Origin of the sequence: Dawidia cretensis, from assembly GCF_018598175.1 — a bacterium.
Lineage (GTDB): Bacteria > Bacteroidota > Bacteroidia > Cytophagales > Cyclobacteriaceae > Ohtaekwangia > Ohtaekwangia cretensis.
Genome location: NZ_JAHESE010000001.1, coordinates 529,943 through 553,887, shown reverse-complemented (window position 1 = coordinate 553,887; position 23,945 = coordinate 529,943). Strand labels below are relative to the sequence as shown.

General features: G+C 50.7%; 26 protein-coding genes. 8 read left to right on the top strand and 18 right to left on the bottom strand.

Annotated elements, in window-relative coordinates; genetic code table 11:
* Positions 1-2: 2 nt before the first annotated feature.
* Positions 3-2,828 (bottom strand): TonB-dependent receptor, encoded by a 2,826-nt coding sequence (locus KK062_RS02445; protein ID WP_254082638.1) that lies wholly within the window; start codon positions 2,826-2,828, stop codon positions 3-5.
* A gap of 406 nt (positions 2,829-3,234) precedes the next feature.
* Positions 3,235-4,221: an AAA family ATPase gene (locus KK062_RS02440; RefSeq protein WP_254082637.1), complete on the bottom strand. Its 987-nt coding sequence runs from the start codon at positions 4,219-4,221 to the stop codon at positions 3,235-3,237.
* A 99-nt stretch (positions 4,222-4,320) separates the two neighbouring features.
* Here KK062_RS02440 and KK062_RS02435 point away from each other — a divergent pair, with 99 nt between their 5' ends.
* Complete coding sequence (locus KK062_RS02435) at positions 4,321-5,010, top strand: metallophosphoesterase (protein WP_254082636.1); 690 nt, start codon at positions 4,321-4,323, stop codon at positions 5,008-5,010.
* Between the two features lie 7 nt (positions 5,011-5,017).
* Here the strand turns inward: KK062_RS02435 and KK062_RS02430 are convergent, their stop codons facing one another.
* The 5 genes from KK062_RS02430 to KK062_RS02410 are packed head-to-tail and all read right to left on the bottom strand — an operon-like array spanning position 5,018 to position 7,862.
* The gene (locus KK062_RS02430) at positions 5,018-5,734 is read right to left on the bottom strand and encodes a 3'-5' exonuclease (RefSeq protein WP_254082635.1); all 717 of its coding nucleotides are present in this window, start codon (positions 5,732-5,734) and stop codon (positions 5,018-5,020) included.
* A gap of 22 nt (positions 5,735-5,756) precedes the next feature.
* The gene (locus KK062_RS02425) at positions 5,757-6,158 is read right to left on the bottom strand and encodes a hypothetical protein (protein ID WP_254082634.1); all 402 of its coding nucleotides are present in this window, start codon (positions 6,156-6,158) and stop codon (positions 5,757-5,759) included.
* Complete coding sequence (gene lipB / locus KK062_RS02420; protein ID WP_254082889.1) at positions 6,155-6,871, bottom strand: lipoyl(octanoyl) transferase LipB; 717 nt, start codon at positions 6,869-6,871, stop codon at positions 6,155-6,157. Before lipB ends, KK062_RS02425 begins: the two co-directional genes overlap by 4 nt.
* Positions 6,852-7,655, bottom strand: a complete 804-nt coding sequence (locus KK062_RS02415; RefSeq protein ID WP_254082633.1) for a hypothetical protein — start codon at positions 7,653-7,655, stop codon at positions 6,852-6,854. Before KK062_RS02415 ends, lipB begins: the two co-directional genes overlap by 20 nt.
* 15 nt (positions 7,656-7,670) lie before the next feature.
* Positions 7,671-7,862 (bottom strand): hypothetical protein, encoded by a 192-nt coding sequence (locus KK062_RS02410; RefSeq protein WP_254082632.1) that lies wholly within the window; start codon positions 7,860-7,862, stop codon positions 7,671-7,673.
* 131 nt (positions 7,863-7,993) lie between these two features.
* Here KK062_RS02410 and KK062_RS02405 point away from each other — a divergent pair, with 131 nt between their 5' ends.
* Positions 7,994-8,350 carry a YraN family protein gene (locus KK062_RS02405; protein ID WP_254082631.1) on the top strand — a complete coding sequence of 119 codons (357 nt, stop codon included), beginning with the start codon at positions 7,994-7,996 and terminating at the stop codon, positions 8,348-8,350.
* Here the strand turns inward: KK062_RS02405 and KK062_RS02400 are convergent.
* Positions 8,343-9,167 carry a toxin-antitoxin system YwqK family antitoxin gene (locus tag KK062_RS02400; RefSeq protein ID WP_254082630.1) on the bottom strand — a complete coding sequence of 275 codons (825 nt, stop codon included), beginning with the start codon at positions 9,165-9,167 and terminating at the stop codon, positions 8,343-8,345. The genes KK062_RS02405 and KK062_RS02400 overlap by 8 nt on opposite strands.
* Before the next feature lie 117 nt (positions 9,168-9,284).
* Here KK062_RS02400 and KK062_RS02395 point away from each other — a divergent pair, with 117 nt between their 5' ends.
* The 5 genes from KK062_RS02395 to KK062_RS02375 all read left to right on the top strand — a co-directional run bounded on the left by KK062_RS02395 (position 9,285) and on the right by KK062_RS02375 (position 12,798).
* Entirely contained in the window at positions 9,285-9,812 is a 528-nt protein-coding gene (locus KK062_RS02395; RefSeq protein WP_254082629.1) for an NADPH-dependent FMN reductase, read from the top strand.
* A gap of 77 nt (positions 9,813-9,889) precedes the next feature.
* Positions 9,890-10,843 carry a lytic transglycosylase domain-containing protein gene (locus KK062_RS02390; protein ID WP_254082628.1) on the top strand — a complete coding sequence of 318 codons (954 nt, stop codon included), beginning with the start codon at positions 9,890-9,892 and terminating at the stop codon, positions 10,841-10,843.
* Positions 10,844-10,854: 11 nt separating this feature from the next.
* Entirely contained in the window at positions 10,855-11,637 is a 783-nt protein-coding gene (locus KK062_RS02385) for a creatininase family protein (RefSeq protein WP_254082627.1), read from the top strand.
* A 51-nt stretch (positions 11,638-11,688) separates the two neighbouring features.
* A complete protein-coding gene (locus KK062_RS02380) occupies positions 11,689-12,162 on the top strand; it encodes a response regulator transcription factor (RefSeq protein WP_254082626.1) in 474 nt (157 codons plus the stop codon).
* Positions 12,163-12,264: 102 nt separating this feature from the next.
* Positions 12,265-12,798, top strand: a complete 534-nt coding sequence (locus tag KK062_RS02375) for a DUF4199 domain-containing protein (protein ID WP_254082625.1) — start codon at positions 12,265-12,267, stop codon at positions 12,796-12,798.
* Between the two features lie 26 nt (positions 12,799-12,824).
* Here KK062_RS02375 and KK062_RS02370 read toward each other — a convergent pair whose 3' ends face one another.
* The 9 genes from KK062_RS02370 to lysA form a co-directional block, all read right to left on the bottom strand.
* Complete coding sequence (locus KK062_RS02370; RefSeq protein ID WP_254082624.1) at positions 12,825-13,766, bottom strand: proline dehydrogenase family protein; 942 nt, start codon at positions 13,764-13,766, stop codon at positions 12,825-12,827.
* Positions 13,767-13,881: 115 nt separating this feature from the next.
* Positions 13,882-14,736 (bottom strand): DUF2306 domain-containing protein, encoded by an 855-nt coding sequence (locus tag KK062_RS02365; RefSeq protein ID WP_254082623.1) that lies wholly within the window; start codon positions 14,734-14,736, stop codon positions 13,882-13,884.
* Positions 14,737-14,824: 88 nt separating this feature from the next.
* Positions 14,825-15,907 (bottom strand): DNA alkylation repair protein, encoded by a 1,083-nt coding sequence (locus tag KK062_RS02360; protein ID WP_254082622.1) that lies wholly within the window; start codon positions 15,905-15,907, stop codon positions 14,825-14,827.
* An 80-nt stretch (positions 15,908-15,987) separates the two neighbouring features.
* Positions 15,988-16,449, bottom strand: a complete 462-nt coding sequence (locus KK062_RS02355) for a hypothetical protein (protein ID WP_254082621.1) — start codon at positions 16,447-16,449, stop codon at positions 15,988-15,990.
* Positions 16,450-16,454: 5 nt separating this feature from the next.
* A complete protein-coding gene (locus KK062_RS02350; RefSeq protein WP_254082620.1) occupies positions 16,455-17,369 on the bottom strand; it encodes a hypothetical protein in 915 nt (304 codons plus the stop codon).
* Between the two features lie 12 nt (positions 17,370-17,381).
* Complete coding sequence (locus KK062_RS02345) at positions 17,382-18,302, bottom strand: pirin family protein (RefSeq protein ID WP_254082619.1); 921 nt, start codon at positions 18,300-18,302, stop codon at positions 17,382-17,384.
* Positions 18,303-18,429: 127 nt separating this feature from the next.
* A complete protein-coding gene (locus KK062_RS02340; RefSeq protein ID WP_254082618.1) occupies positions 18,430-18,840 on the bottom strand; it encodes a hypothetical protein in 411 nt (136 codons plus the stop codon).
* Positions 18,841-18,928: 88 nt separating this feature from the next.
* Positions 18,929-21,064 carry a protein-disulfide reductase DsbD family protein gene (locus tag KK062_RS02335; protein WP_254082617.1) on the bottom strand — a complete coding sequence of 712 codons (2,136 nt, stop codon included), beginning with the start codon at positions 21,062-21,064 and terminating at the stop codon, positions 18,929-18,931.
* Positions 21,065-21,164: 100 nt separating this feature from the next.
* Positions 21,165-22,397, bottom strand: a complete 1,233-nt coding sequence (gene lysA, locus KK062_RS02330; RefSeq protein WP_254082616.1) for a diaminopimelate decarboxylase — start codon at positions 22,395-22,397, stop codon at positions 21,165-21,167.
* A gap of 76 nt (positions 22,398-22,473) precedes the next feature.
* Between lysA and KK062_RS02325 the strand changes: the two genes are divergently transcribed.
* Entirely contained in the window at positions 22,474-23,253 is a 780-nt protein-coding gene (locus KK062_RS02325) for an alpha/beta fold hydrolase (RefSeq protein ID WP_254082615.1), read from the top strand.
* Positions 23,254-23,265: 12 nt separating this feature from the next.
* Here the strand turns inward: KK062_RS02325 and KK062_RS02320 are convergent, their stop codons facing one another.
* The gene (locus KK062_RS02320) at positions 23,266-23,904 is read right to left on the bottom strand and encodes a CBS domain-containing protein (RefSeq protein ID WP_254082614.1); all 639 of its coding nucleotides are present in this window, start codon (positions 23,902-23,904) and stop codon (positions 23,266-23,268) included.
* Positions 23,905-23,945: the final 41 nt, after the last annotated feature.

Here is a 23,945-nt window from a genome sequence, read left to right as displayed (position 1 = left end):
AATTAGTTTCCCATCAGGCGATAGGTCAGCGAAAGACCCAGGTTGATACCCGCTTTATAGGACTGTGTAATGGTATCATCTTTGGTTGCATTGGGGCCGGACTCCTGCTCAAGACGGATGTCAGGATTCAGCAGGTTCTTTGCCGACAGCTTTACCCCGAAACCGCTCTGCCAGGTATTCTGAATGACGAGATCCAGTGTGCCGAAAGATTTTTCATACTCGTCACCACGCTTGTCGGTACCGACGTTGTAGATGCGGTCGCCAAATACATTGTATGTCAACTCTATGCTGGACTGGACAGACGATTTTGTAAACAGATCGTCATATCCCATCGACAGGTTAACCATGTACGGAGAAGCGCCCTGCAGCTGACGGGAAGTATTGGTAATCGCCGACAGCAGATCGCGCGTACGTTGATCCTTGAACTTGCTCGGATCGGTATCTACCTCACTGTGCAGCACGCTCAGGTTACCGTCGAACACGAGGCCGTTGACGAGCTTGGAAGAAGAGCTGAAGAAGCTCGAAATGCGTTTCTTGAACTCGAACTCAAACCCGTATACCTGGGCGCTTGCAATATTGAAGAAGCTGATAAAATTCGGGCCGCTTCGAACCTGCTCGATGGGCTTGTCAATGTTTTTATAGAACACGCCGAACGAAACCAACTCACTTCCGGTCGGAAAAATCTCGTACTTCAGGTCGACGTTGTAAATTGAAGAGTTCGACAAGAGCGGATTACCCACCGTGCTCTGTAAGTTTTCGTTTACATACGCCACCGGTACCAATTCCACGAAGTTGGGACGCGTCAGGGTTTTCGATCCTGACAACCGCAGGATCTTGGTGTCCGTAATGTTATATTTTGCGTTTACAACTGGCAGCAGATCAAAGTCGTCGCTTTCGATCTTAGTGAACCGATCGTTAAAACCAGTGCCCTGCAGGCGATAGTCCACACTTTGATTTGTTTTTTCAACACGCAAGCCTGGTATGATTGATAGTCGGCTTGTAATGTTCAAATCGGCATAAGCGTAGCCCGCATCGATGGTTCTGTTGGCCTTTGAACGGTTCGAGCCGTCGACAATGTCGTTGTAGGTGTAGTCGCCACTGCCATACGCTTCGTCGTCGAGTACCTCTTCCAAACGGTCAACATTCATCGGTACATTCAGGAGAGCCGATCCTGGAGGAAACAGTAATTGGTATGAGCGGAAGCTCACATCGCGATCTTTGTTTCTCCGCTGGTAGCCAAGGGTAATTTTGTTGCGCTTGTCCTGGCTGTTTGGCTTGCCGAAAGAATAAGCCGCTTCACCAAAGGCGTAGTACTCTTTCTCATCGGTCAGCTGGTAGTAGCGCTGGCTACCACCCAGACCCGTGCTGCTTACCGTACCTTCGTTCTTAACACCCTGGGGTGTTGTAAACGACAGTTCGCGGCGATCCGGCTCATCCGTGGAAGCCGTCGAATAGCTGCCACCCCACTTCACCTTCAGGTTATTCGATATTGTATTGTCGCTACCAAGCTGAATGTTGTGCATGCGGGTCTGCAGATACCGGCTTCTCAGACGCAGGCGATCCGTTGTTGACGGTGAGTCCACATCAAAGTCGTCGCCGAGGCTTGTGGTATAGGTATTGTTCGAATTGTTGACGAACAAGTAGTTTGCACGAATCACATTATTCTCATTCCAAGCGAAGGAAGTACCCAGCAGGCCGGTGAGGTTCGTGTTGAACGCATAGCGGTCGCGGTCGAAATTCTTGTCGGGATCCTGCATGCTGTTCAGCACCAGGTTGGGACCGAAGTCAGCGCGGTATGAGTTCCGATAAGAGCCGGAAAAAATGATACCGAGTTTGGAAGTACCCAGGTTGATGGAGCGCCCCGCATCAATATTAAAGTTGTTATCGATCGGCGCATTGATATGCTGGCGACCAAAGGTTGTCTTAAACGGATCGGTTTCACCGTTGAAGCGGTGGATACCGTTGTAATCAACGGCCACCGGTCCTTCACGCTTGCTACCCGAAAGGCCCAGGTAGTCCGAAGAACCGTCACGATTTGTGATAAAGTCTTTATAGGTAGTAACGGTGTTGTAGTTTACGCCAAGACCTACTGTGAGAAAGTTCTCCTGTGCAGGGTCTTTCGTGAAAATGTCGATCGAAGCACCCGATACGTCTCCGAACTGGTCGGCCTGGTAAGTTTTCGCAACGGCGATATTCCGTACGATTGTAGTTGGGAAGATATCCAGCTCGACCACCTTCTTGTTCTGATCCGGTGAAGGTAGTGGCATAGAGTTCAGGTATGCATTGTTGTAGCGGTCGCCGAGACCTCTTACGTAAATACCGCGCGAAGCGACTTTGGTAATGCCGGTCATCTTTACAAGACCAGAACCTACGTCGTTTACACCCTTTACAGACAGCTCGATGGCGCCGATATTTTCAACAGCGATGGATGCGTTCCTTCTTTCGCCTAACAGAATTTGGTCGCTGGCCCGGTCGCGGATCCCACCGATCACAACTTCGTTCAGTTGAGTACCTTCCTCGAACAGAGATGTATTGATCGTGGTAACTTCACCGGCAACAACGGTGACATTACTGACAGTATCTGTTTTATAAGACAGGAACGAAACGATCAGTTCGTATGTGCCAGGTGTTACCTTGGCAATCTCGAAATTGCCTTCCAAGTCCGCCGTATTACCCAACGCCGTCCCTGCGAGACGGATGCTGGCACCGATGATGGGCTCACCCGATACAGCGTCTTTGACGGTCCCTTTAATCGTCCCTGTTTGCGCCATGGCACCCAATGCAGCCATCATAACAAGCGAAAGAGAAAGAAGAATGCTTCTTAACATAAACCTTTTATTTGCCACAAAGGTCTATCACTAATATTACCTGATGGGGATGCCGCTGTTACGAAATTGTTAAGTGCAAAAAGCCTTGCTAACGGGCGTTTAATGTGTTTTCGCTACCTTTTTTGCGCTTTCGTGTGACTGTCAAGGAGTTCAGTTTTGGGGTCTTAACAATTCTTACAAGATTTTTTAATCTGCATAATCCGCAGGTAATAGAACTTCTTAAAAGTTTCCGCAGAGGAAACAAAATGTCGTTCGGAATGTAGGCTCGAACCCCATATTTTACCGCTTATGACATCTAGTGGGGTCGAAAAATTCCCGCGAGGACACTAAATGTTTAAATAAAGAGCCCGACCCTACCTGCTAATGGGTTGAGTCGGGCTCCCAATCCGGGACACCGGATGTTATCTTAATGGTTGATCGGAATCTTGTTCAGGATGGCACGGACGATGTCTGCCGGGCGCACATTGTCGGCTTCCGCCTCGTAGTTCAACAGGATGCGGTGACCCATTACGTCGATGGCTACCTCTTTAATATCTTCGGGCAGCACATAGTCGCGTCCTTCGATGTACGCTATGGCCTTGGCTGCCAGGTTGAGGTTGATACTGGCACGTGGTGACGCCCCGAACTGGATGTACTGGGCCTGCTCCGTTAGTTTATAGTCCAGCGGCTTGCGTGTGGCGTATACCAGCTCGACAATGTAGCGCTCCAACGATTCTGACATCTTTACGCGGTTGATCTGCTCGCGGATGGAGAAGATCTCTTCTTTCGTGAGCATGGTGTTGACCTTGTAGTCGAACTTCATGTTGGAGATGCGGCGCATGATCTCGATTTCCTGCTCTTTGGTAGGATAGTCGATATGCACCTTCATCATAAAGCGGTCTACCTGGGCTTCGGGCAGCGGGTAGGTACCTTCCTGATCGACTGGGTTTTGTGTGGCCAGTACGAGGAAGGGTTTGTCTAGCTTGAACGTTGTCTCGCCGATGGTCACCTGTTTCTCCTGCATGGCTTCGAGCAATGCCGACTGCACCTTGGCGGGCGAGCGGTTGATCTCGTCGGCCAGGATGAGGTTGGCAAAGATGGGGCCTTTCTTTACCTCGAACTTACCGTCTTTTTGATTATAGATCATCGTACCGACGAGGTCGGACGGCAGCAGATCGGGCGTAAACTGAATGCGTTGAAAGTCCAGGTGGAGTACCTGGGCGAGGGTACTTACAGTCAGGGTCTTGGCGAGCCCCGGTACACCTTCGAGCAGGATGTGCCCGTTGGTAAACAAACCGATCATCAACCGGTTGACCATGTATTCCTGGCCCACGACCACTTTGGCTACTTCGGCATAGACCTCTCTTACCTTTTCCTTATGCGCTTCGTGCTTTTCAACGGCTACGGATTCCATACAAAGTATTTTGATTTAAACCTGTCAAAAATAGTGTAAATATTGAAAAAGTAATCCCCTTAGGCATATGGATTACAAACAAAGGACGTAAAAGGAGTCATGGGCAAAACATTTGTGATGGGGGACATGCACGGGGCATACCGTGCATTGCGGCAGTGCCTGGACCGGTCTGCATTTGATTATAAACACGATCACCTGATCTGTCTCGGTGATGTGTGCGACGGCTGGCCTGAAACCCGCGCGTGTGTGGAAGAGTTGCTACGCATCAAACACCTGACGCTCATCTTAGGCAACCATGACTTCTGGACGCGGCAGTGGATGATTACCGGTCATATAAATGACATCTGGTATGACCAGGGCGGCCTGGCTACGTTGCAGTCGTATGACGATGGCGTGCCCGATTCGCACCGTGCACTCTTCCGCAAGGCCCTGCCTTACTACCTCCGCCACAACAAACTTTTTGTACATGCGGGCATCGACCCCACCCTACCGCTGCGCCGGCAGGACGAGGATATGTTCCTGTGGGATCGCTCGCTGGCCAAAGAAGCCATGGACCGTTTTACGCGTGATGTTCCCGGCAAGCTAACCAGCTTTGATGAAGTGTATATTGGTCACACTGGCACAGGGTACCCGCACCCTATACAAGGCGGTGACGTGTGGTTGATGGACACCGGCGCCGGCTGGAGTGGTGTATTGTCGATGATGAATACCGAGACGAAAGAAGTGTTTACGAGCGACCCTGTGCCGGACCTTTACCCTGGCATAATCGGACGCGTCAAGCGCGCCTAGCGATGTGTCAGGATACCTGCACGATGAGCTCCTGTTCCAGCGGTATGCCGCGGAGCTTTAGAAACAGCTGCGCCAATACGGCTACGTCGCGCAGGCAGTAGTCTTTGATCTTCTCGAGGTCTTTATCCACATAGTACACGCGGTTTACCTGGCTGCCGTCAATGCCGCCTTCTTTACTGGAGGGAATGTTAAACACCGCTGCCAGCAAGTCGAGCGAGGTGAAGTGTTTGTAGTCGCCGAACTTCCACATGTCCATGGTGTCGTAGTGCGGCACTTCCCATGGCTTTTTGCCCGCCAGGTCGAGCAGGCCGGGGAGCGGAATGCCGTTGATGAGCATGCGCCGTGACAGGTAGGGAAAGTCGAACTCTTTGCCGTTGTGGGCGCATAGCCGCTCCGAGACGCTGAGTCGTTCGAGCATGGTTTTGAATTCGAGTAGCAGGGCGTGTTCGTCGTCGCCGGAGTAGGCTTTGGTGCGCAACGTCAATGCGCCGTTTTCGCCATCTACAAACTTGCCCACGCAAATGCAGATGATCTTACCAAATTCGGCAAAGATCGCAGCACGGTCCAGGTATAGCTCGCCATCCGTCAAATCACTGTCGCGGCGAAGGTTGGTAGCTTTGCGCGTCCAGAGCGACTGGATACGGTCATCCAACAAGCCGAAGTCCTCTACGGCAGAGACCGTTTCGATGTCGAGGAAGAGTATATCGCGAAGCTCTGGTAACATGGTGGCGTGCGGGTGAAACCGATCAGGAATGAAGTACGCCTTCCATTTCCAATTCCTTGATAAAGGAGATGTTCTCTTCGCGAATGGCGTCGGGCACGAAGATAAAACGTTTGTCAAAGATCTGCCGGCCTATGTAGTAGCTCACCCAGTACTCGTTGTTCAGGTGAAATACGGACGGGTCAATGGGCTCGATCAGTATGGCGGCATGCTCGGCGATGGTGTCGAGAAAATGGCGCAACACGGAGGTGCGCTGCTGCTCGCCATCTTTTTCGCCATAGCCCTGGCTGGCCACAAGTGTATTTTCAATCGGGACCTCGTTGTTGTTGATGAGGTATACACGCCACTCGTCTTGCCCCTCTGTACGCTGACGGGCCACGGCCAGTGTTACATTTTTTACTTCCGGTATTTCGATGTCCTTCATCATAGCCACTCCATGTCAAATTGCGCCCGAATCTTTTCCTTGAGGATTTGCTTGACCTCTTCGAGGTCTACTTTTTTGCCCAGCTCTTGCTCCAGGGAGGTAACAGCCTTGTCCTGGATGCCGCAGGGCACGATGTAGCCGAAATATCGCAAGTCCGGGTTAACATTAAAAGCAAATCCATGCATTGTTACCCACCGGCTGGTGCGCACTCCCAGCGCACAGATCTTACGCGCCCGGAGGAAATCTTCGGGGTCCAACCACACACCGGTCTGCCCGGGACTGCGGCCGGCTTCGATGTTGTATTCGCGCAAGGTTTGGATAACAGCTTCTTCCATAAAGCGCATGTAGCGATGGATGTCGGTGAAGAAGTTTTCCATGTCGATGATGGGATACCCGACGATCTGTCCCGGGCCGTGATAGGTGATATCGCCGCCGCGATTGACGCGATAGTAGGTAGCCTGCACGTCTGACAACTCTTCTTTGGGAATAATCAGGTTTTCTTCGTGGCCGCTCTTACCGAGGGTGAACACGTGCGGGTGCTCGCAAAATACGAGGTAGTTGTCGGTGAGCTGCTGCACGTCGGCAGGCAGGTCGCGGTTGGATGTTTTGGTCGCCAGGATTTGTTCGAACAGTGAAGCCTGATAATCCCAGGCTTGCTGGTAGTCTTTCAGACCAATGTCTATAAAGCGCGTTTTTTTATTTTGTACCGGGTTCATCTCTTTCATTCGCCTCCTCCAGGTCGGTATCAGTCATTTCAATCATGTAGGTTACGTTCAGGTTCTTGATGTCGTCGTAGGTAACAACAAACAAGTCGCCGGGCATGGCATAATAACGATCGTCCAGATGTCGGTTCAGAAAGCCCACGTTGGGGGCATCGGCATCGAGGTCGTTTTTCAGCAGGCGGCGGTATACATTGGTGAGATAGAGCCGATCCAGACCGTTGTTGTCGCGCGACAAGTAGTAGTCTTCCAGAATGCCGCTATAGATCATGTCGCCTTCGCTGGAGCCCATTACGACATCGATCTGGATGAAGGCAATGGAGGATGGGTTGATATTTTTGGAAAGATAGAATGCCTCGCCGCTGAATAAATAATGCCACTCGTTGCCAAAGCGCAGAAACTTGGTATGCAAATCAAGCCTATAGCGACGCACGAGGCGGCGGGCAACAACGCCAAAAAAGACACTCGCCAGAAGCAGCAGCGTGATGTATATCAGAAAAGGCAACAGGCTTTGCTCGATCACAAAAAAGTCCAGGGCGTCGTTGCTGGTGATCAGCTGATAGATTACTTCCAGCCGAACTTCATATGATGTGACATGATCGACGACCAAGATGGCGGCGAGCTGTAAGAATAATGCGGGGATTAGGGCCCAGAAAATTTCTTCTACTGCCGAGACCTTGAAAGTTAGCTTGGCGTAGGTGCCCTGTAAATATGAAAACCGGAAAATGAGGCCCGGCGAAATGAGAATAAACAGGAAAAGCGAGCTGAATACTAAACTCATGCTTCAGCGTTACTGTTACTCCTTGCTGGAAGTATAGTTGATGGCGGTAGCGCGGGTGAGGGTAAGTTTTTGGCCGTCTACGGTAATGGTACGCCCCTCGATGTCGTCGGGATTGCGCCGTTCGGACTGAACCACCATCATCAGCCGCTTGGACAGCGTGCGATCGGCAAGGATTCTTCGTACAAGGTCACTCATGGGAGCTTTCATACCGGGTGCGTTTAAAAAGTGAAACGTTAGTATAAAGGTATAACGAAAGAAGGGCTAAACAAGTTCTGTTGACGCTTATCTGCGTATATTTGTCTACTCTGCTATTAATAACGTTATCTAAAGAACCGTTTATGAAAACTTCCACACACCTGGAAATCGGCAAACACGGCGAGCAACTGGCGGCAATCTTTCTGGAAAAGAAAGGCTACCAGATATTGGTTCGAAATTATCGCGCCTCCTATACCGAAATCGACCTGATTGTAAAACGTGATAACTGGATCATTTTTGTCGAGGTGAAAACGCGCAGCTCTACGGCCTTTGGCGAGCCTGAGCAGGCGGTCAGTGCCCTCAAGGCCCGGCACATCTTCCGGGCGGCGGAGCATTATATCTACAGCACCAACTGGCACGGGCATGTGCGGTTTGACGTTGTGGCCGTGAAACTAGGCTTTGAGCCTGCGATCGACCACTTTGAAGACGCTATTAATTAGCCACCATCTTGTTGTTACGATAGATCTCTTTGCCCTTCTCGTTCCATTCCACTTTGATGTAGGGCTTAACTTCTTTGTCGAATGGCTCTTTGGAATAGGTGACGATCTTTTTGCGCTTGCCGGTGGCATAAAACTCGGTCCAGTCGCCAACGCGCTGGTCCCAGTGGTATTCACCCTGTACGGCCAGGGTGCCATTTTCGTGAAAGAGGTAGTAGTAGCCTTCTTTTTCCCCAAATTCAACCGGCGTCATTTCTTTCATGCGCTTGCGTTCCATGGGATCGTAGTAGGTCACCGTTGATTCCCGCGGCCAGCCGCGGTAGAATTTTTCTTTGTCGGTCAGGACGCTGTCGCGGTTGTAGGTGAGCCAGCGGCCATGACGCAGACCTTTGTAGTAGATGCCTTTGACGAGGACCGCTTCGCCCTGACGTTTTTCATACGGGCCGTGCAGCAGTACCCCCTTGGTAGGATCGAACGTCGAGGTTTTGCGGACTTCCTTGCGGGTGAAGTCGTACCAATAAATGTCGCGAACAAACGTCTGCGGCTTTTCGGAGCTTTTGATGTAGTAGAATGTTTCGAAGGTGGTGCGGTCGCCAAAACCCTTGCGGGTGAATCCTTTTTTGGTTTTGATGCCGTAGAAGACTTTCTTTTTCTTCTTTTTCTTTTTAGGCTCTTCGGTCTGTTCTTCCTGGCTAAAGTCGAGGCTGGCGGGTGAGTCGATCGTAAACCGCTGTTCTTCGGGCGCGCTGCCCTCCTGGGCAAACGCTGACGTGTAGGCTCCGGCCACTAATAATCCAGCAAAAATTGCCTTTAACCGCATACGTTATCCTGGTATTTTTGAGTTACCTCCACAACGAAATTACTTAAAAAATAGTATGACGCAGACGTCGCGCCCAACATCTTTGCGACATTCACGTTTGTTGTCCCTATCCACGGCATGAATGACACCTACCATATCCTGACGATCGCCGGAAGTCTCCGCGAAAATTCCTCTACCGCACACGTTTTACGGGCAGCCGAAAACCTGGGCCAGGGCATTCTACATTTCACGCGCTACCACGGCCTCGCGTCTTTGCCGGCCTTTGACGACAACGACGAGATACCCGCTGCGGTGGCAGATTTTAAACAACAGGTACAGGCCGCCGATGCGGTACTGATCTGCACCCCCGAGTATGCTTTTGGCGTGCCCGGTGCATTAAAAAATGCGCTCGACTGGACGATCTCTTCGGGAGAATTTGTCAACAAACCTGTTGGGCTCATCACCGCCTCTACCCGGGGCGAAAGCGGTCACGCTTCGCTGCTGCTGACGTTGTCGGCCATTTCAGCCATCGTGCCGGAAGGGGCCTCACTGCTGGTGCCGTTTATTCGCAGCAAGATCGACGCGGATGGAAATATTGTCGACTGGCAAACCCGTCGCGGCCTGAGCGCCGTCATTGAAAATTTGGCGCTTGCATTACGGGAATGATCTTTTAGAATTTTTGCCCTGCGCATGTCCCTGGCAATGACTACTTTTCTGGCACAAAGATCCACATATCTCTATTTATGTTGAAAGACCTTACCACGGCCACGTTTATTTCCATTGCCACCCTGGTGATTTTGTTCGGATACATTATTTACCAGGAGGGTCGGCAGGGGTCCGTTGCACCTGACGTGGAAGAAGTGATTTCCGACGAGGGCGTGATCGAAACCGGCGCTGACGACCTCCTGCGCGTGCCCGCCGTATCGTTTGACATTCCCGAAAAGATTTCCTTCGCCGACGAATCCGTGCCCCTCAACATTCCCGATGTGCGCGAGCGTCTGGACAAGGAGTTGCAGATAAACTGTTATCTGCACAGTAATACCATTTTCCTCATCAAACGGGCCCATCGCTGGCTACCGCAGATGGAGAAGATCCTGAAGAAATACAATATTCCCGAAGACTTTAAGTATTTGCCGCTGATCGAAAGCAACCTGCTCAACGTCACGTCGCCGGCCAACGCCGTGGGCTACTGGCAGATTCTTTCAACCTCCGGTAAAGAGCTGGGCCTTGAAATTACGAACGAGGTGGATGAGCGCTACGATCCGCTGAAGGCTACCGAAGCGGCCTGCAAGTATCTGCGTACGGCGTATCATAAATTCGGCAACTGGACCATGGTGGCCGCCTCGTACAACCGCGGCATGGGCGGCATGGCCCGCGCCATGGCAGACCAACATGAAAACTCGTACTACGACCTATACCTCAACGACGAAACATCGCGCTACGTTTTCCGCATCATTGCTATTAAAGAGATCATCAACAACCCGGCGAAGTATGGCTTCCGCATTCATCCGAAGCATCTATACAATGAAGAGCCCCTGCGGTACGTCGATGTAAACGAGACGATCAAAGACCTGGTGGATTTTTCCCGCAGCCAGGGCATTAATTATAAATTACTGAAGCGTCACAACCCGTGGCTACGGCAGGAGAAGCTTACCGTAAAACGCGGTGAGCGCTATCGTATCGCTATCCCATCTTAAGTATACAGACCATGAGCACCACCCCTACCGGACCCCGTCCGTACATCCTCGCCGAAAATACCTGGAAGACTGTCGCTTCCACACCGTACACGGTAGCGGTGTTGCCCTGGGGTGCCTGCGAGGCGCACAATTATCATTTGCCTTATGGTACCGATATACTCGAGGCGGGCCTGGTGGCCGCGGAGGCGGCGCGGATTGCGTGGGATCAGGGTGCAAAGCTTACGGTGCTGCCGGTCATACCGTTTGGCGTTAATACCGGGCAAAGCGATATTAAGCTCGATATGAACATGAACCCCAGCACACAACTGGCGGTGTTGCGTGATGTCATTGAAGTATTAAACCGGCAGGGGATTTATAAGCTTGTTATTCTGAATAGTCACGGCGGCAACGACTTTCGTACGATGATTCGCGAGCTGGGGCTGCAATACCCGAAGATGTTTTTATGCAGCTGCAACTGGTGGCAGGCTGTGGATCAAAAAGCATTCTTTGAACACAAAGACGACCACGGTGGCGAGATGGAGACAAGTGTGATCATGCACCTGGAATCTCACCTGGTGAGCCCGCTGACGGAGGCTGGTGATGGAGCTGCCAAGAAGTTCCGCATCAGCGGCATCCGCGAGGGATGGGCCTGGGCTGAGCGTAAGTGGTCGCAGGTGACGAAAGACACGGGGGTGGGTGATCCGCGGCAGGCGAATGCTGATAAGGGTCAACGCTATTTTAAAGCTGCTACGGAGAAGGTGGCGGCGTTTTTCCTGGAGGTGGCGCAGGCGGATGTGAAGGATCTGTATATATAGGATAGCATCCTTAGCTTGATTCAAACGACCCGGGGCACTACCTTTGAAAGGATGAGTGCCCTCAAAAACATATTCACCCGTTACCGGTACATCGTTCTCTATGGTCTGATCATGGCCGTGCTGGTGTTTGTGCTCAAGTGGCTGCAGTGGCGCTTTCTTATCGTTGATAACTCCATTGATATTTATGTGGGCTTGATTGCCGTCTTTTTTACCGTGCTAGGCATTGGTGTGTCGTTGCAGCTTTCTAAACCCAAAGTCCACACTGTCGTGATTGAGAAAGAGGTACCTGTTGCCATGCAGGAACCTGTTGATGTTGTTGAACTGGAAAAATTGAACCTGACTTCCCGGGAGTACGAAGTGTTACAGCTGATGGTGAAAGGGTACAGCAATACGGAAATTGCCGCCGCATTGTTCCTCTCGCTCAGCACGATTAAAACCCATGCGTCCAATCTATTTGCAAAAATGGATGTGACCAGCCGGACGAAGGCCATCGAGAAAGCTAAGCGTTTGAGAATCACCCCCTAGGCACACCGGTACTTTGGTCTGAAAACGCATTTCGGTACTTTAGTATGAAGCGAAACGAGCCTGTGCGGCCTAGTTTTACGGCCAGATCAAAACCAAATTTGTATGAAACGTAACGTCGTCATTTTCGGCTCCATCCTGGGCGCCATTTTATTGGTGAACCTGGTGTACATGTGCAACATGTGTTACAACAATCCCGAGTTTGAAAGCAACGACACGCTGGGCTATGCCGCCCTGATCGTTGTGTTCTCGCTGGTCTTTTTTGGCACGCGCAACTACCGCAACAAAGAGCTTGGCGGGATCATCTCGTTTGGCAAGGCCTTTAAGACAGGTGCGTTGATTGCGTTGCTGGGCGCAACGATCTATGTTGTCTTTTGGCTGCCGTATTATTACCTGGTTGTTCCCGACTACCTGGATAAGTATACGATTCATGTTATGAAAGACGCTGAGCGCAGCGGTGCTACCGCTGCCGAACTGGCGGACAAAGTCACAGAGATGAACACCTTTAAAGAGATGTATAAAAATCCTCTGTTCGTTGTTCTTATCACCTATGCGGAAGTATTACCGATCGGTCTGATCGTGGCATTGGTCAGCGCACTGGTGTTGAAAAAGAAGCCGGGTGCAGTGGTGCCGGGTTGATGGACGGATACCGCGCCGCACTGTCTCTACTCGGCTACCATATCATTTAGTGCATGAAAAATGTTCAAGGGATGTTCTGCTATACGGTTGCAAAGATATAGATACCACTCCAGGCCGTAGACCAGGTACATCTTGGTAGGATAGCCCTCCCCTTTCAGCGCGGTGAGCTGTGCGGTTTGAATGCCGTACAGGCTTTCAAATTCATATGATGCAGGTGCGGGCTGATGTTTACCGATGAGTTGCTTGACGGATTGCTGTATAAAAGGGTCATGGGTTGCGATGGAGCATAGGTGGCCTGTAGATAGTAATTGCTCTGCGTAGGCCAGGTAGGTCTCGTCGAGCTCTTTACCACGCGGTAGCGAGAGGCCTGGTGATGTTTCAAAGGCTCCCTTTACGATCCGGATGCGTCCTGGCAACGAAAGGACCTGTTTCAGGTCGTCGGACGTGCGGTGCAGATAAGCTTGTACCGTGATCCCCACATTCTTATGCGTCGCGGAGATCTTTTGATACATGGCCAGCACGGCATCGGTGCGTTCTGTACCTTCTGCGCTAATGATCACCTCTGTATTGGCGGCAGCAGCCTCCTGACTTAGTTGTGTGAGATTGGCAAAGCATACGTCGTTCGAGAGGGCAAGGCCTATGTGCGACAAGTCTAACGATACAGAGGCGTTGAGCTTATTTTCGCGAATGGTTCGGCAGACGCGTAGAAATTCGTCTGTCGCTTCTTTTGCTTCCCGTTCATTGCGGGTGCTTTCGCCGATAAATTCCAGGGAGCAACGGAAGCCCTGCTGGTTTAATGATGCGGCGATTGGGACAGCTTCTGTCAATGTGTCGCCAGCGGTATACCGGCGGGCTGCCTTTTTTAAGAGTCCGAATAAAACCGGATTGGCCAATAAATAGGTTTTGGCCTCTTCGTTCAGTGCAGCCTTTTTAAGCGCTGTGGATCCTAGCTTGAGTAAGTCTTCCAACGTCGTGATGTTATCTGGCTTGCAACGGCGGGGCCTATCGTTGGGTTTCTTATTGTACGAATTTTTTACTCCTTAGGATCCTGCGATACCTTCTTTTATGCTGAATTTCAGCCCGTCAGAATCCGAACATACCGATAATCGCTGGTCCCCAATAGAACTTGGTGAAGAAATAGGTACCTGTGAGCAGGAAGGCGGTCATCAATAATAACAGGATCGCTGATAGGATGTTTACAATGGCCGGGGCAACATATTTTCGTTGATGGATAAAAACCTCGGCTACCAGTAGGTTCGGAATGTAAAAGGAGAAGGCCATGATGCGATCGAATATACCGGTAAATTCGCTCGTGTGCCCTATCTTACCCGCTAACATAAACCAGAATCCATAGTCCATGCGGTATAACCACGAGCCGATGGCCAGCGCATAGAGCCGCAACGCCCAGGCACGGTGCTCTTCATAACGGCCCGACACTGCATGGCGGTATGTCTCTACTCCTGCCACCAACATCAGTACGCCGTACAGGCCGAAGCCGAGGTCCATCGCCAGGCCACCAATCGTACCTTTGATAAAGATAAATGTAAGTCCACCGAGCGCCGCCAGTAAGGAAGCAACAACATAGATACGGCCTACCCAGCGATGAAATGCAGAGTACCGTACGCGCAAGGCTTCGACCAATTGAATGCTCCCCAATATCAGGATGATGCCGCCCATGGCGAAATGCAGGCCGATGCCCGTGGTCGCTGTACGCGAGCCTTCTTCGTATAGTCCGGGTAGAATCTCATTCCACTTTACCATGTTGCCATCAACCAGGGCCAGGGCGTAGAAGGCGATGATGTATAGACCGAATAAGCCGGCACTGGTCCAGACGGTGGCCACCAGTAAAATACCCAACCAGCGGACGATGTTAGCGTCCATGCGTTTTTGCGCTATTGCCGGAGCGGATGTCGCGGTGCTGATCTGTACGTCTTGCATAAGCGTGGCGAGGTAAAGTGTTTTGCTATCGGCCTTTGCGACGAAGGTAATTATATTCTTTTTCCCGCGGAAGATGGACAAGACGCCGTTATCGCACCAGCTCGAATTTTTTGCTTAGTACCACCTTGCCGTTTACCATTACTTCCAGTACGTGCGTGCCGGCATGCAAGGTGCGGGTGGTAAAATCCTGGAAGCGTTGTTTTTTCGAGATGTGTATTGTCTCGCCAGGCGCCAACTCGATTTCCTTTAGTTTAAAGACCTTGGGCAATTGTACACCTGTCTTTTTAACATAATGAATGCGATAGTCGATCATCAGCTTTTGTGCCTTCGTTTTTTCGGAGGTGATTTCAAAAGCGAATTGCAGGTTGTCGTTTAATTGTATGGTTGTGCTGTCGAGTTTCAGCTTGCTAAGTTTTACCCGTACGTCGGCCGTGAGGCCAAATACTGCCATGGATTTTTCATGCCCTTGTTTCAACAGCGAGCGGCAGCCGCGTTTGATGATCCAGGCGGTGTGCGTGTGGGTTTTGTCCCACGACTGGATCAGGTTCATGACATAGTCGGGCGAGTCTTTGGTGATGTCGTTGAGGTGGTTGGCGACGGATTTGCGTACGTATAGCTCGTCGTCGGCCTTGAGGTTTTCCAGAATCGGCGCTGTGAGGGCTGGGTTGTTTATGACAGCGTCCAGTTTAAATGACCAGGGCAGCCGGGGCCGGCTTCCCTCCGACGCCAGTCGCCGCACGTGTACGTTGTCGTCTTCCGACCAGGTATACATGGCGCGGAGTGTCTTCTCCTGGTCTTGTTTGAAGAATGTGCGGATGGCAAATTCAGATGAGCCGAATTGGGTGAAGTATTTGAGCGCGTCCAACGATGTGCGGAGGTCTTTGGTGCCGAACTGGCTGACGAAGTCCGGAAAGACTAGCGTGGTGTAGCCGGCGTTTAACAGCGGCACGACCTCTTTCATGATACCGACGGCCGTGGTGTATTTTTCAGGAAGGTATTTTTGCAGTACGCGCGAGGTGTGGCGCATTCGTTCGTTGAGCGACAGAGGCTCCAGGCCTGTAGTGACTTCCTTCAGGAAGGGTGCTGCGGGGAATGGTTTGTGTACAGATGAAATCGCTCGCGCCAGGTTTTGGTAGTAGGCTTTGCCGAACATTTCTTTTAGTGGCTCCATAAATGCGTTGATATTTTCCGAAAGAACGTGTGGGCAAGTGACAGCCTTATGTCAGCAACTTTAGTCTGGCTGTCAGGAATCTATAGATTTTCAGTAACCTTCGTACTGGCCTTTTCTTTCAGGAGTTGCTGAAACGGCGTTAGTTCCTGCCGCTGGTCCAGTTCCTTCAAAGGAAAGCGTTCATGCGTATCCTCTATCGTACGAACACGCATTACGATGCCGTTGCGGGTGGACGAATACAGGCAATAGGCTCCCATGAGAAATGGGATAACCGGAACAAGAATCTCTTGGATGGAGACCCTCCCGCTTATTCCATAAGTAAGGAAATTAAACATACCCACGGCATAATACAGAGCGAAGGACGTAAGCGCTATTCCCAACACAAGAATAGCAATCCAATTGTTTAGCTCTTTGCCTCGTTCGATGGTGATCTTTGCGACCTGATTAAAATCGATAGTCTTATAATTATACCGGCTTCGCAGCAAGTGTATTCCTTGATCGGACACACCAAACTCCCGGGTCTCAAAATAGTATTTGCTCATAAGATTTATGAGTTTACGGACTCTTGTTTAATACTCTCTCTTTTGAAATATGTTTCTGAAGACATCCGGATTATCCGAATATTTATAATAAGACTCGTGCTAATGATGGAGCCTAGCATAACCTGCTGCTGCTCCTTTTTTGTTTTCTTTTTCTGTCCGAGACAATAAGAATGATACAATAAGGTGTTGAGGTATTTGTTAAGCTGGTACTTCTTAAAGCTCTCTTTGGCCCGCCTTTTATCGATCGTCAGCTTGAAGTCAGGAAAGTTGAGATCCTGGAACTGGTAGTACGGCTGGTTGTTAAACATCGGGTAATCTTCTATTACGCCCATGGCCCTGTCAAAATTGGGCGGCTTAACAACATTCATGAATCCCCAGATCATCATGCCGAACGTATCCATTCCCTCCAGAAACAAAATGCCCTTTTCCGTGTCGTCTTTCAGCCCGTACGTATTCAGGGTGAAGTTCGCGTCCGACATGTTCAACGGTCTATTTTTATTTCCTACCGATGTGAAAAGCATCCCATAATACGCTGCCAGCTGCTCGTACGTGCTGGCGGGGAATTTATTCAGGCTGTCGATCACCTCCGCATTATCTTTTGCCTCTGCATTATGAAGGTTCCAGTTTATCGAACGAATTGTAAACAGGTGCTTAAGCGTAAGAGAATCTGGCCTGGTCAGGAACGGCGTGGCCGCGATCTTGTTGTTTTGGCGTGTCGCCTCTGCGATGAACTTCTTTACCGTCTGTAATTCGGGGTGCTTGATCCCGTCCAACTGTGCCGCTTCCGAGGAGGGTGCATTCGCAAAATGGAAACTCTTATAAAATTTTCCCAGTTGGATCAACTCGTCGTTGAGCGACTGCGTGTGTGCATGGTGGATGCACGCCATCAGCACCAGGGCAAGTAGGAATTGCTTTGTCATTGTTAGGGGGTTTCATGACAGCAGGCCCGGTGCGGGTGGGTTACCGCCCGCAGGCCGGGTATGGTCTTCCGGCAGTTGGATGAATTCGTGATTATCTGTAGGGGGCAGAATGATCCGGCCTTCTTTCCAGTCAGCCTTTGCCTGCTCGATGCGTTCTTTACGAGACGATACAAAGTTCCACCAGATATAACGATCGCCTACCGGTTCGCCGCCGAGCATCATGAGTGTGGTGTCTTCCAGCGCATTCAATGCCGGGTCTACACCTTTTGTAAAGACCAGCATTTGGCCGGCTATATACGGGCGGCCTGATACTTCAATGCTTCCTTTCACGACATAGATGCCTCGCTCGGAATATTCTTTTGGCAGACCGAACCGGGCACCTTTCTTCAATACAACGTGCAGATAAAATAAGGGCGAGTGTGTTTTTACGTCGCTGTGAAGGCCGAACGCATTGCCGGCGATCTGCCGCATCCATACATCTTTTTCGATGAAGATGGGCAGCTGTTGTTCTTTATAGTTACTGAAGGTCGGATTCGCTTCTTCGTCTTTCTCGGGCAGCGCTACCCAGGTCTGAATCATTTCCAATGCACCGCCGGCCAGCATGGCGGGGTCTTCGAAACGCTCGGAGTGCGAAATGCCTTTTCCGGCTGTCATCCAGTTTACTTCACCAGGCCGAATGATCTGCAGGGCACCGGTGCTGTCGCGGTGTGTTACCTGGCCCCCAAACAAATAGCTTACGGTAGAAAGGCCAATGTGTGGGTGCGGCAGTACGTCCATGGACGAAACATTTTGCGGCTGAATATCTACAGGGCCGGCATGATCCATGAAAATGAACGGACCGACCATACGCCGAAGGCGGAATGGCAGAATTCTTTTTACTTCCATGCCGGGAGCAATGGCGGCCTTGCGTGCTTCTATAACAATGTCGAGCATATGCAGATCAGGTTTTTAGCAGTTCAAAGATAGCGGTTTATACTATGTAAAGTTAGGAATACACAATGGCCTATGTCATGAAAAGGTTGTACGGATGCGCACTTACCCAGATATGGCCGAATCTATTCTATGAGTCGGCGATGTGCTTCTCGAGGATCTCACGCACGTGCTCCTCGTCCATCTCTATAGTCGTCTTGTTGTCGCCGCGGTTAATGATCAAAACAAAGCGCCAGTCTTTTCCTAACTTTTCAGAAACATCCACAAGTTTCGCTACAATCTTCTCTGATAACTCCTTCGCCTTCTCAGGATCTTCTACATAAATCTTATCGGGATTAACCAGCGTTACCTCGACCCGCTTCTGGCTTCCTGTTTCAGAGCTATAATTCGAACTCCAATTAACAGTGGCATTGTCCGATCCAGCCATTGATCGAATCTCGCTGATCGTTGCGAGGTCGACAGGCATGAGCGAACAGCCTGTGACTATTACGACAATTAGGAAGTACACGATCCCGAGCAGAATTGAATTTACATTTTTCATAATTGATACCTGATAACCTATACAAGATACGCATAAAAAAAGCGACCCTTGCAGGGTCGCTCTATTTGTATGATTTGATACCTGAACATTATTTCTTGTATAATTCGGCAAATTTCTTTTCGCCAGCTTCCAGGAATTTTGCAAACTCCTCAGGGTTCTTATTGTAGCCGTAGGGCGACACTAATACACGCTCGTCCAATCCTACCAGCACGTAGAACGGTTGGGCGTTGTTGTTCAGGTTTTTGATTTGGAGGTCGGCGTTTTGCTTGCCAATGGTTTTCTTTACTTTCTGGTCGTATTGCGAGGTATACCATTCTGTTTCGGGTAGCTCGGTTTTGTCATCCACATACAGCGCTACTACGACGAAGTTTTCTTTTAGCTTTCGTAGCACCTGAGCGTCGGGCCATACGGTGGCTTCCATTTCGCGGCAATTGGTGCAGCCATGGCCGGTGAAGTCTATAAACAGGGGCTTGCCTTGCTGGCGTGCGCAGGCGATGGCTTGCTTGTAGTCGAAGTAGCCGCTGATGTTGTGTGGCAAGTGTAAAAATTCGCTGTATTTGGGCTCGTCGCAGATTTGGTTGGGCTTTGAGCTTCGTGTGGCGGCGGCCAGGTCGAAGTCGTGCGTGTATGCGGGTGGCAGGTAGCCTGCCAGTGCTTTTAGCGGCGCGCCTACCATGCCCGGTATGAGGTATACCACAAATGTAAAGGCTATGATAGCCAGCGTCAGGCGCGGGACGCTGACACGTTTGTCTTCTACGTCTTTACCAGTATCACCCGGCAGACGAAAGGCTTTCATAAGGTATAACCCGATCAATGTTACGATGACGATCCAAATGGCGATGTTGATCTCACGGTCGAGGATGCGCCAGTGGAATGCCTGATCGGCAATGCTCAGGAATTTAAACGCCAGGGCAATTTCGATGAAGCCCAGCACTACTTTTACCGAGTTAAGCCATCCGCCTGACTTGGGCATGGCGTTTAGCCACCCGGGAAAGAAAGCGAACAACGTAAACGGTATGGCAAATGCCAATGAGAAGGCAAACATGCCTACGATTGGCTTCAGAAACTCACCACCGGCCGATGACACGAGGATGCTGCCGACCAGCGGACCCGTACAGGAAAATGATACCAGCACCAGTGTGAACGCCATAAAAAAGATACCGATGAAGCCGCCTTTTTCTGCTTGTGTATCTACCTTATTGATCAGTGTGCCTGGTAACGCGATTTCGAACAGACCCAGGAATGAAAGGCCGAATACGATAAAGACGATGAAGAAGATGAGGTTAGGTATCCACTCCGTTGACAAATGGTTGGCGGTCTCGGGGCCCATCAGGGGAGCAATCGCCGCACCGATAAGCGTGTAAATAAAGATGATAAAAAAGCCGTAGAGTAATGCTTGTCCTTTCGATCGGCCTTGTGTGAAGAAGCTCACCGTCATAGGGATCATTGGGAATACACACGGCGTGAGGAGGGCTGCCAGGCCGGCGACAAAGGCCAGGATGAAGAATCCTAAGAATGATTGCCTGGCGGGATCTTCCTGCACCAGCGCAGTGTCGAGTGTGGGGCCTTTTATCTCAGCGTAGTTGGTGGCAGCAGCTTGCGTATTCGTAGCGACTTCATGGACCGTGTCGATCGTAACGGTTGGCTGGGGTACAATTACGGTTGGGGTGCTGTTTGTTGGCGGCGCAGCGGCGCTGACGGACTGCTTAGGATCTTCTTTTTTTTTATCGTCTGCCGATGGCATAGCGATCGCTTTGCCTTCGGCCTGGATGGTGAACGATACATCACCGTCAAACAATACGCATTTACCTTCTACTTCCGAGCATACCTGCCCTTCGTATGCGCCCTTGATAGTCACCGACGGTGCGAGGATTTTTACTTTCTGCCGAAATTCACCCGTGCCTTCGAATGTGCGTACGTCGCAGTCGAAGATTTTGTCGTGTTTGGCTTTGTCGTGTATGGCAACCACTCCGTCTACCAATTCAAAACCCGCACCTTTGTCGAGGGTGATGGTCATGGGAATCGGACCGCAGTCGGCGTCAAACCCTACCGAGTATATATACCATGTCTTATCTATGTCGGCTTTGAAGACAAGCTCTACTATGTCACCTACTTTGACTTTTTTGTCCAGCGGCACACTCACAAGACGGGCCGGTTCCAGGACCTGGGCCTGGCTTGCCAGGGCCAACAACAGCCCTGCACATACGAGAATACGTTTCAGCATAAGGTTAAATGAGAATTCTGTTCCGAAAGTAACGAACTAGCCGGAATAAAAGTTTAGTACAATACACATACGGCTAACCCTAATGCGGTTCGGCTGTATTTTATAAGTCGATGATTACCTGATTCTTTAAAAGGTCGTCCTGTTGCTCGCGTGCCCGGATCAGCTTAGGCTGGCCGTCTACGATCAGCACTTCCGCGGGTCGCGGCCGCGAGTTGTAGTTGGAGGCCATCGAAAAGCCGTAAGCGCCTGCATTTTTAAAGGCCAACACGTCGCCCTCGCGCACTTCGTTCAATGGACGGTCGCTTCCAAACGTATCGGTTTCGCAAATATACCCCACGACGGTGTATACCGCTTCTTTGCCGGAGGGGTTAGATACGTTCACAATATGATGATACGCATCGTACATCATAGGGCGAATGAGGTGGTTCAGTCCGGAGTTCACGCCTACAAATGTTACGGTAGGTGTGGGCTTTACGACATTCACGTGTGTGAGCAGCGTACCCGACTCGCTTACCAGAAATTTACCAGGCTCGAGCCACAGCTCCAGTTTGCGGCCGTACTGTGTACAAAATTCGTTAAACGCTTTTGTCAGGCGTGCTCCGAGATCTTCGACATTGGTCACCACGTCTCCGTCTTTGTAGGCTACTTTAAACCCACTGCCAAAGTCCATAAACTCCAGATTGGAGAAATGTTTGGCGGTATCGAACAATACTTCGGCCGTCTTCAAAAACGCTTCCGTCTCTTTAATGTCAGAGCCCGTATGTATGTGTAATCCGCGAATGCGGATATTGTGCTCTTTTATCAGCGCCTGGATCTCCGGCAATTGCAACACGGAGATACCAAACTTGGAATTGCTGTGGCCTGTAGAGATTTTGATATTGCCGCCGGCCATGATGTTCGGGTTCAGGCGTATACCGCAGGGGTAGTTGCCTTTATACTTTTCGCCAAACTTGCGCAGCGTGGACAGGTTATCAATGTTAATAGCGACACCTTGGGCCACTCCTTCTTCGATTTCGCTGAAGTCTACGCCGCTGGGTGTGAAGGTGATCTCTGCCGGTGTATAGCCGGCCTGGCGTGCCAGGAAGACTTCGCCGAGCGATACGGCCTCCAGACCTACGCCGTGCTTGTTCATGAGCTTGAGGATCGACACGTTGGTCAGGGCTTTGGCCGCGTACTTGAGGCGCACGTCGGCTGCCGCATACGCGTCCTTCAGGCGGTTGATTTGCCGGACGATGATGGCGGCATCGTATACGTACAAGGGGGTACCAAACTGTTCTGCCAGTGATAAAACCGGTACGCCCTGCAGGGTGTACGTGTCGTGTGATCGTTCCATGTAAAAAGCTAAAAGTTTCAAATATAAGGGGGCGATTCTAATCTGACTTGTGGATTTTGAATTCTATTTTTGGCCCATGAAGCTTTTCTTTCGCGAATACCCGGCTGCAAACCCTGCCCAGAGCACCCAAACAATCGTTATCCTGCACGGCCTGTTCGGCTCGGCTGATAATTGGTTGACGCAGGCCCGCGTGTTGTCCAATCATAATTACCGTGTATACACGGTGGACCAGGGCAATCACGGCCAATCGCCGCACAGCGACCGCTTCGATTACCCCTCCATGGTAGCCGACCTGGCAGAGCTGTTGGCCGACCAGAATATCCAGAACCCGGTCATTCTGGGTCATTCCATGGGGGGCAAAACGGCTATGAATTTTGCCGTTGCGCATCCCGATAAGCTTTCAAAATTGATTGTCGTCGATATTGCCCCACGCTACTACGACCTGGAGCATTATGCGATTGTCAAGGGCCTGAATGCGTTGAACATCGATACTATTACTTCGCGACAAGAAGCGGATGAGCGCCTGTCGGCCTATGTGCCGGAGCCCGATGTGCGTCAATTCCTGTTAAAGAATTTACAGCGCAAGGCAGAAGGTGGATTTTCGTGGAAGCTAAACCTGCCGCTGATTACGGAGCAACTTAAAAACATTGGTGTAGACTTACAGTACCCGGGCACTTTCGACAAGCCTACATTGTTTGTTCGCGGTAAATACTCGAAGTATATAGCCGACGCGGACCTTGCACGTATACAGCAAGTATTCCCGCAGGCTACTTTAGAAACATTGGAAACAGGTCACTGGGTGCAAGCTGAAAAGCCGCAAGAGTTTGTGGACCTGGTCATGCAGTGGTTGGCGTAACTACCGGCGGACTTATATGTCCAGGTAGCGCAGCAGCATATCAATGCGGTCTTTCTCGCCTGCGATCGGTTTGTTTTCCTGATAGCGACCGATAACCTTATAGTTGAAACGCTCGAGTGTGGCTACGATGCGCGACATCTCCTGTTGATTGATCTTGAGTGTAAGACGGATTTTGTTTGCGTCGAGCGGATCTTCTTTTACAATGCTGCTAAGAATTTTTGCGTGGTTCTCTTCGATGAGGCGGCTGATCTCCGACAGTGAATAGTCGTTGAAGTTCATCGACAACACGAGGATGCCGCCAGGCAGTTGTACGGCGGCTGTTTGTGCGAATGAGGTTAGGGTATCCTGCACGGTGATTACACCGCAGTACGTCAGCTGTTCGTTGAGCACCGCGACCATTTGCAGTTTGTGCTCGGCAGCTACCTTCAGAATATCGTAAAAGTGTGTGTCGAGGTGCACATAGCACTGTTGGCCTACCAGCGCAAAGTCGCGCACGGGCTTGTCGACTTCGTTCCGTTCGAAAATGATCTCTTCTGAAATAAATCCTAACAACTTGCCATCGTCGATCACGGGCATATAGTTACAGCGGAACTCTTCCATCCAGACAATGGCTTTGTGCGCATCGTCTGTTCCCTTCAATGGAGGGATCATGTGGTTTATGAGGTCTTCCGCCAGCAAGTAGGTTATATTTT

Bases quoted from the DNA above. Each gene is read 5' to 3' on its own strand.
- KK062_RS02390 (WP_254082628.1), top strand. From the start codon at position 9,890: ATGTTGAAAGACCTTACCACGGCCACGTTTATTTCCATTGCCACCCTG.
- KK062_RS02340 (WP_254082618.1), bottom strand. From the start codon at position 18,840: ATGAAAAATGTAAATTCAATTCTGCTCGGGATCGTGTACTTCCTAATT.
- KK062_RS02400 (WP_254082630.1), bottom strand. From the start codon at position 9,167: ATGCGGTTAAAGGCAATTTTTGCTGGATTATTAGTGGCCGGAGCCTAC.
- KK062_RS02380 (WP_254082626.1), top strand. From the start codon at position 11,689: ATGAGTGCCCTCAAAAACATATTCACCCGTTACCGGTACATCGTTCTC.
- KK062_RS02365 (WP_254082623.1), bottom strand. From the start codon at position 14,736: ATGCAAGACGTACAGATCAGCACCGCGACATCCGCTCCGGCAATAGCG.
- KK062_RS02335 (WP_254082617.1), bottom strand. From the start codon at position 21,064: ATGCTGAAACGTATTCTCGTATGTGCAGGGCTGTTGTTGGCCCTGGCA.
- KK062_RS02405 (WP_254082631.1), top strand. From the start codon at position 7,994: ATGAAAACTTCCACACACCTGGAAATCGGCAAACACGGCGAGCAACTG.
- KK062_RS02445 (WP_254082638.1), bottom strand. From the start codon at position 2,828: ATGTTAAGAAGCATTCTTCTTTCTCTTTCGCTTGTTATGATGGCTGCA.
- KK062_RS02415 (WP_254082633.1), bottom strand. From the start codon at position 7,655: ATGAGTTTAGTATTCAGCTCGCTTTTCCTGTTTATTCTCATTTCGCCG.
- KK062_RS02430 (WP_254082635.1), bottom strand. From the start codon at position 5,734: ATGTTACCAGAGCTTCGCGATATACTCTTCCTCGACATCGAAACGGTC.
- KK062_RS02355 (WP_254082621.1), bottom strand. From the start codon at position 16,449: ATGAGCAAATACTATTTTGAGACCCGGGAGTTTGGTGTGTCCGATCAA.
- KK062_RS02440 (WP_254082637.1), bottom strand. From the start codon at position 4,221: ATGGAATCCGTAGCCGTTGAAAAGCACGAAGCGCATAAGGAAAAGGTA.
- KK062_RS02325 (WP_254082615.1), top strand. From the start codon at position 22,474: ATGAAGCTTTTCTTTCGCGAATACCCGGCTGCAAACCCTGCCCAGAGC.
- KK062_RS02345 (WP_254082619.1), bottom strand. From the start codon at position 18,302: ATGCTCGACATTGTTATAGAAGCACGCAAGGCCGCCATTGCTCCCGGC.
- KK062_RS02435 (WP_254082636.1), top strand. From the start codon at position 4,321: ATGGGCAAAACATTTGTGATGGGGGACATGCACGGGGCATACCGTGCA.
- lipB (WP_254082889.1), bottom strand. From the start codon at position 6,871: ATGAACCCGGTACAAAATAAAAAAACGCGCTTTATAGACATTGGTCTG.
- KK062_RS02375 (WP_254082625.1), top strand. From the start codon at position 12,265: ATGAAACGTAACGTCGTCATTTTCGGCTCCATCCTGGGCGCCATTTTA.
- lysA (WP_254082616.1), bottom strand. From the start codon at position 22,397: ATGGAACGATCACACGACACGTACACCCTGCAGGGCGTACCGGTTTTA.
- KK062_RS02350 (WP_254082620.1), bottom strand. From the start codon at position 17,369: ATGACAAAGCAATTCCTACTTGCCCTGGTGCTGATGGCGTGCATCCAC.
- KK062_RS02385 (WP_254082627.1), top strand. From the start codon at position 10,855: ATGAGCACCACCCCTACCGGACCCCGTCCGTACATCCTCGCCGAAAAT.
- KK062_RS02395 (WP_254082629.1), top strand. From the start codon at position 9,285: ATGAATGACACCTACCATATCCTGACGATCGCCGGAAGTCTCCGCGAA.
- KK062_RS02410 (WP_254082632.1), bottom strand. From the start codon at position 7,862: ATGAAAGCTCCCATGAGTGACCTTGTACGAAGAATCCTTGCCGATCGC.
- KK062_RS02425 (WP_254082634.1), bottom strand. From the start codon at position 6,158: ATGATGAAGGACATCGAAATACCGGAAGTAAAAAATGTAACACTGGCC.
- KK062_RS02360 (WP_254082622.1), bottom strand. From the start codon at position 15,907: ATGGAGCCACTAAAAGAAATGTTCGGCAAAGCCTACTACCAAAACCTG.
- KK062_RS02320 (WP_254082614.1), bottom strand. From the start codon at position 23,904: ATGATCCCTCCATTGAAGGGAACAGACGATGCGCACAAAGCCATTGTC.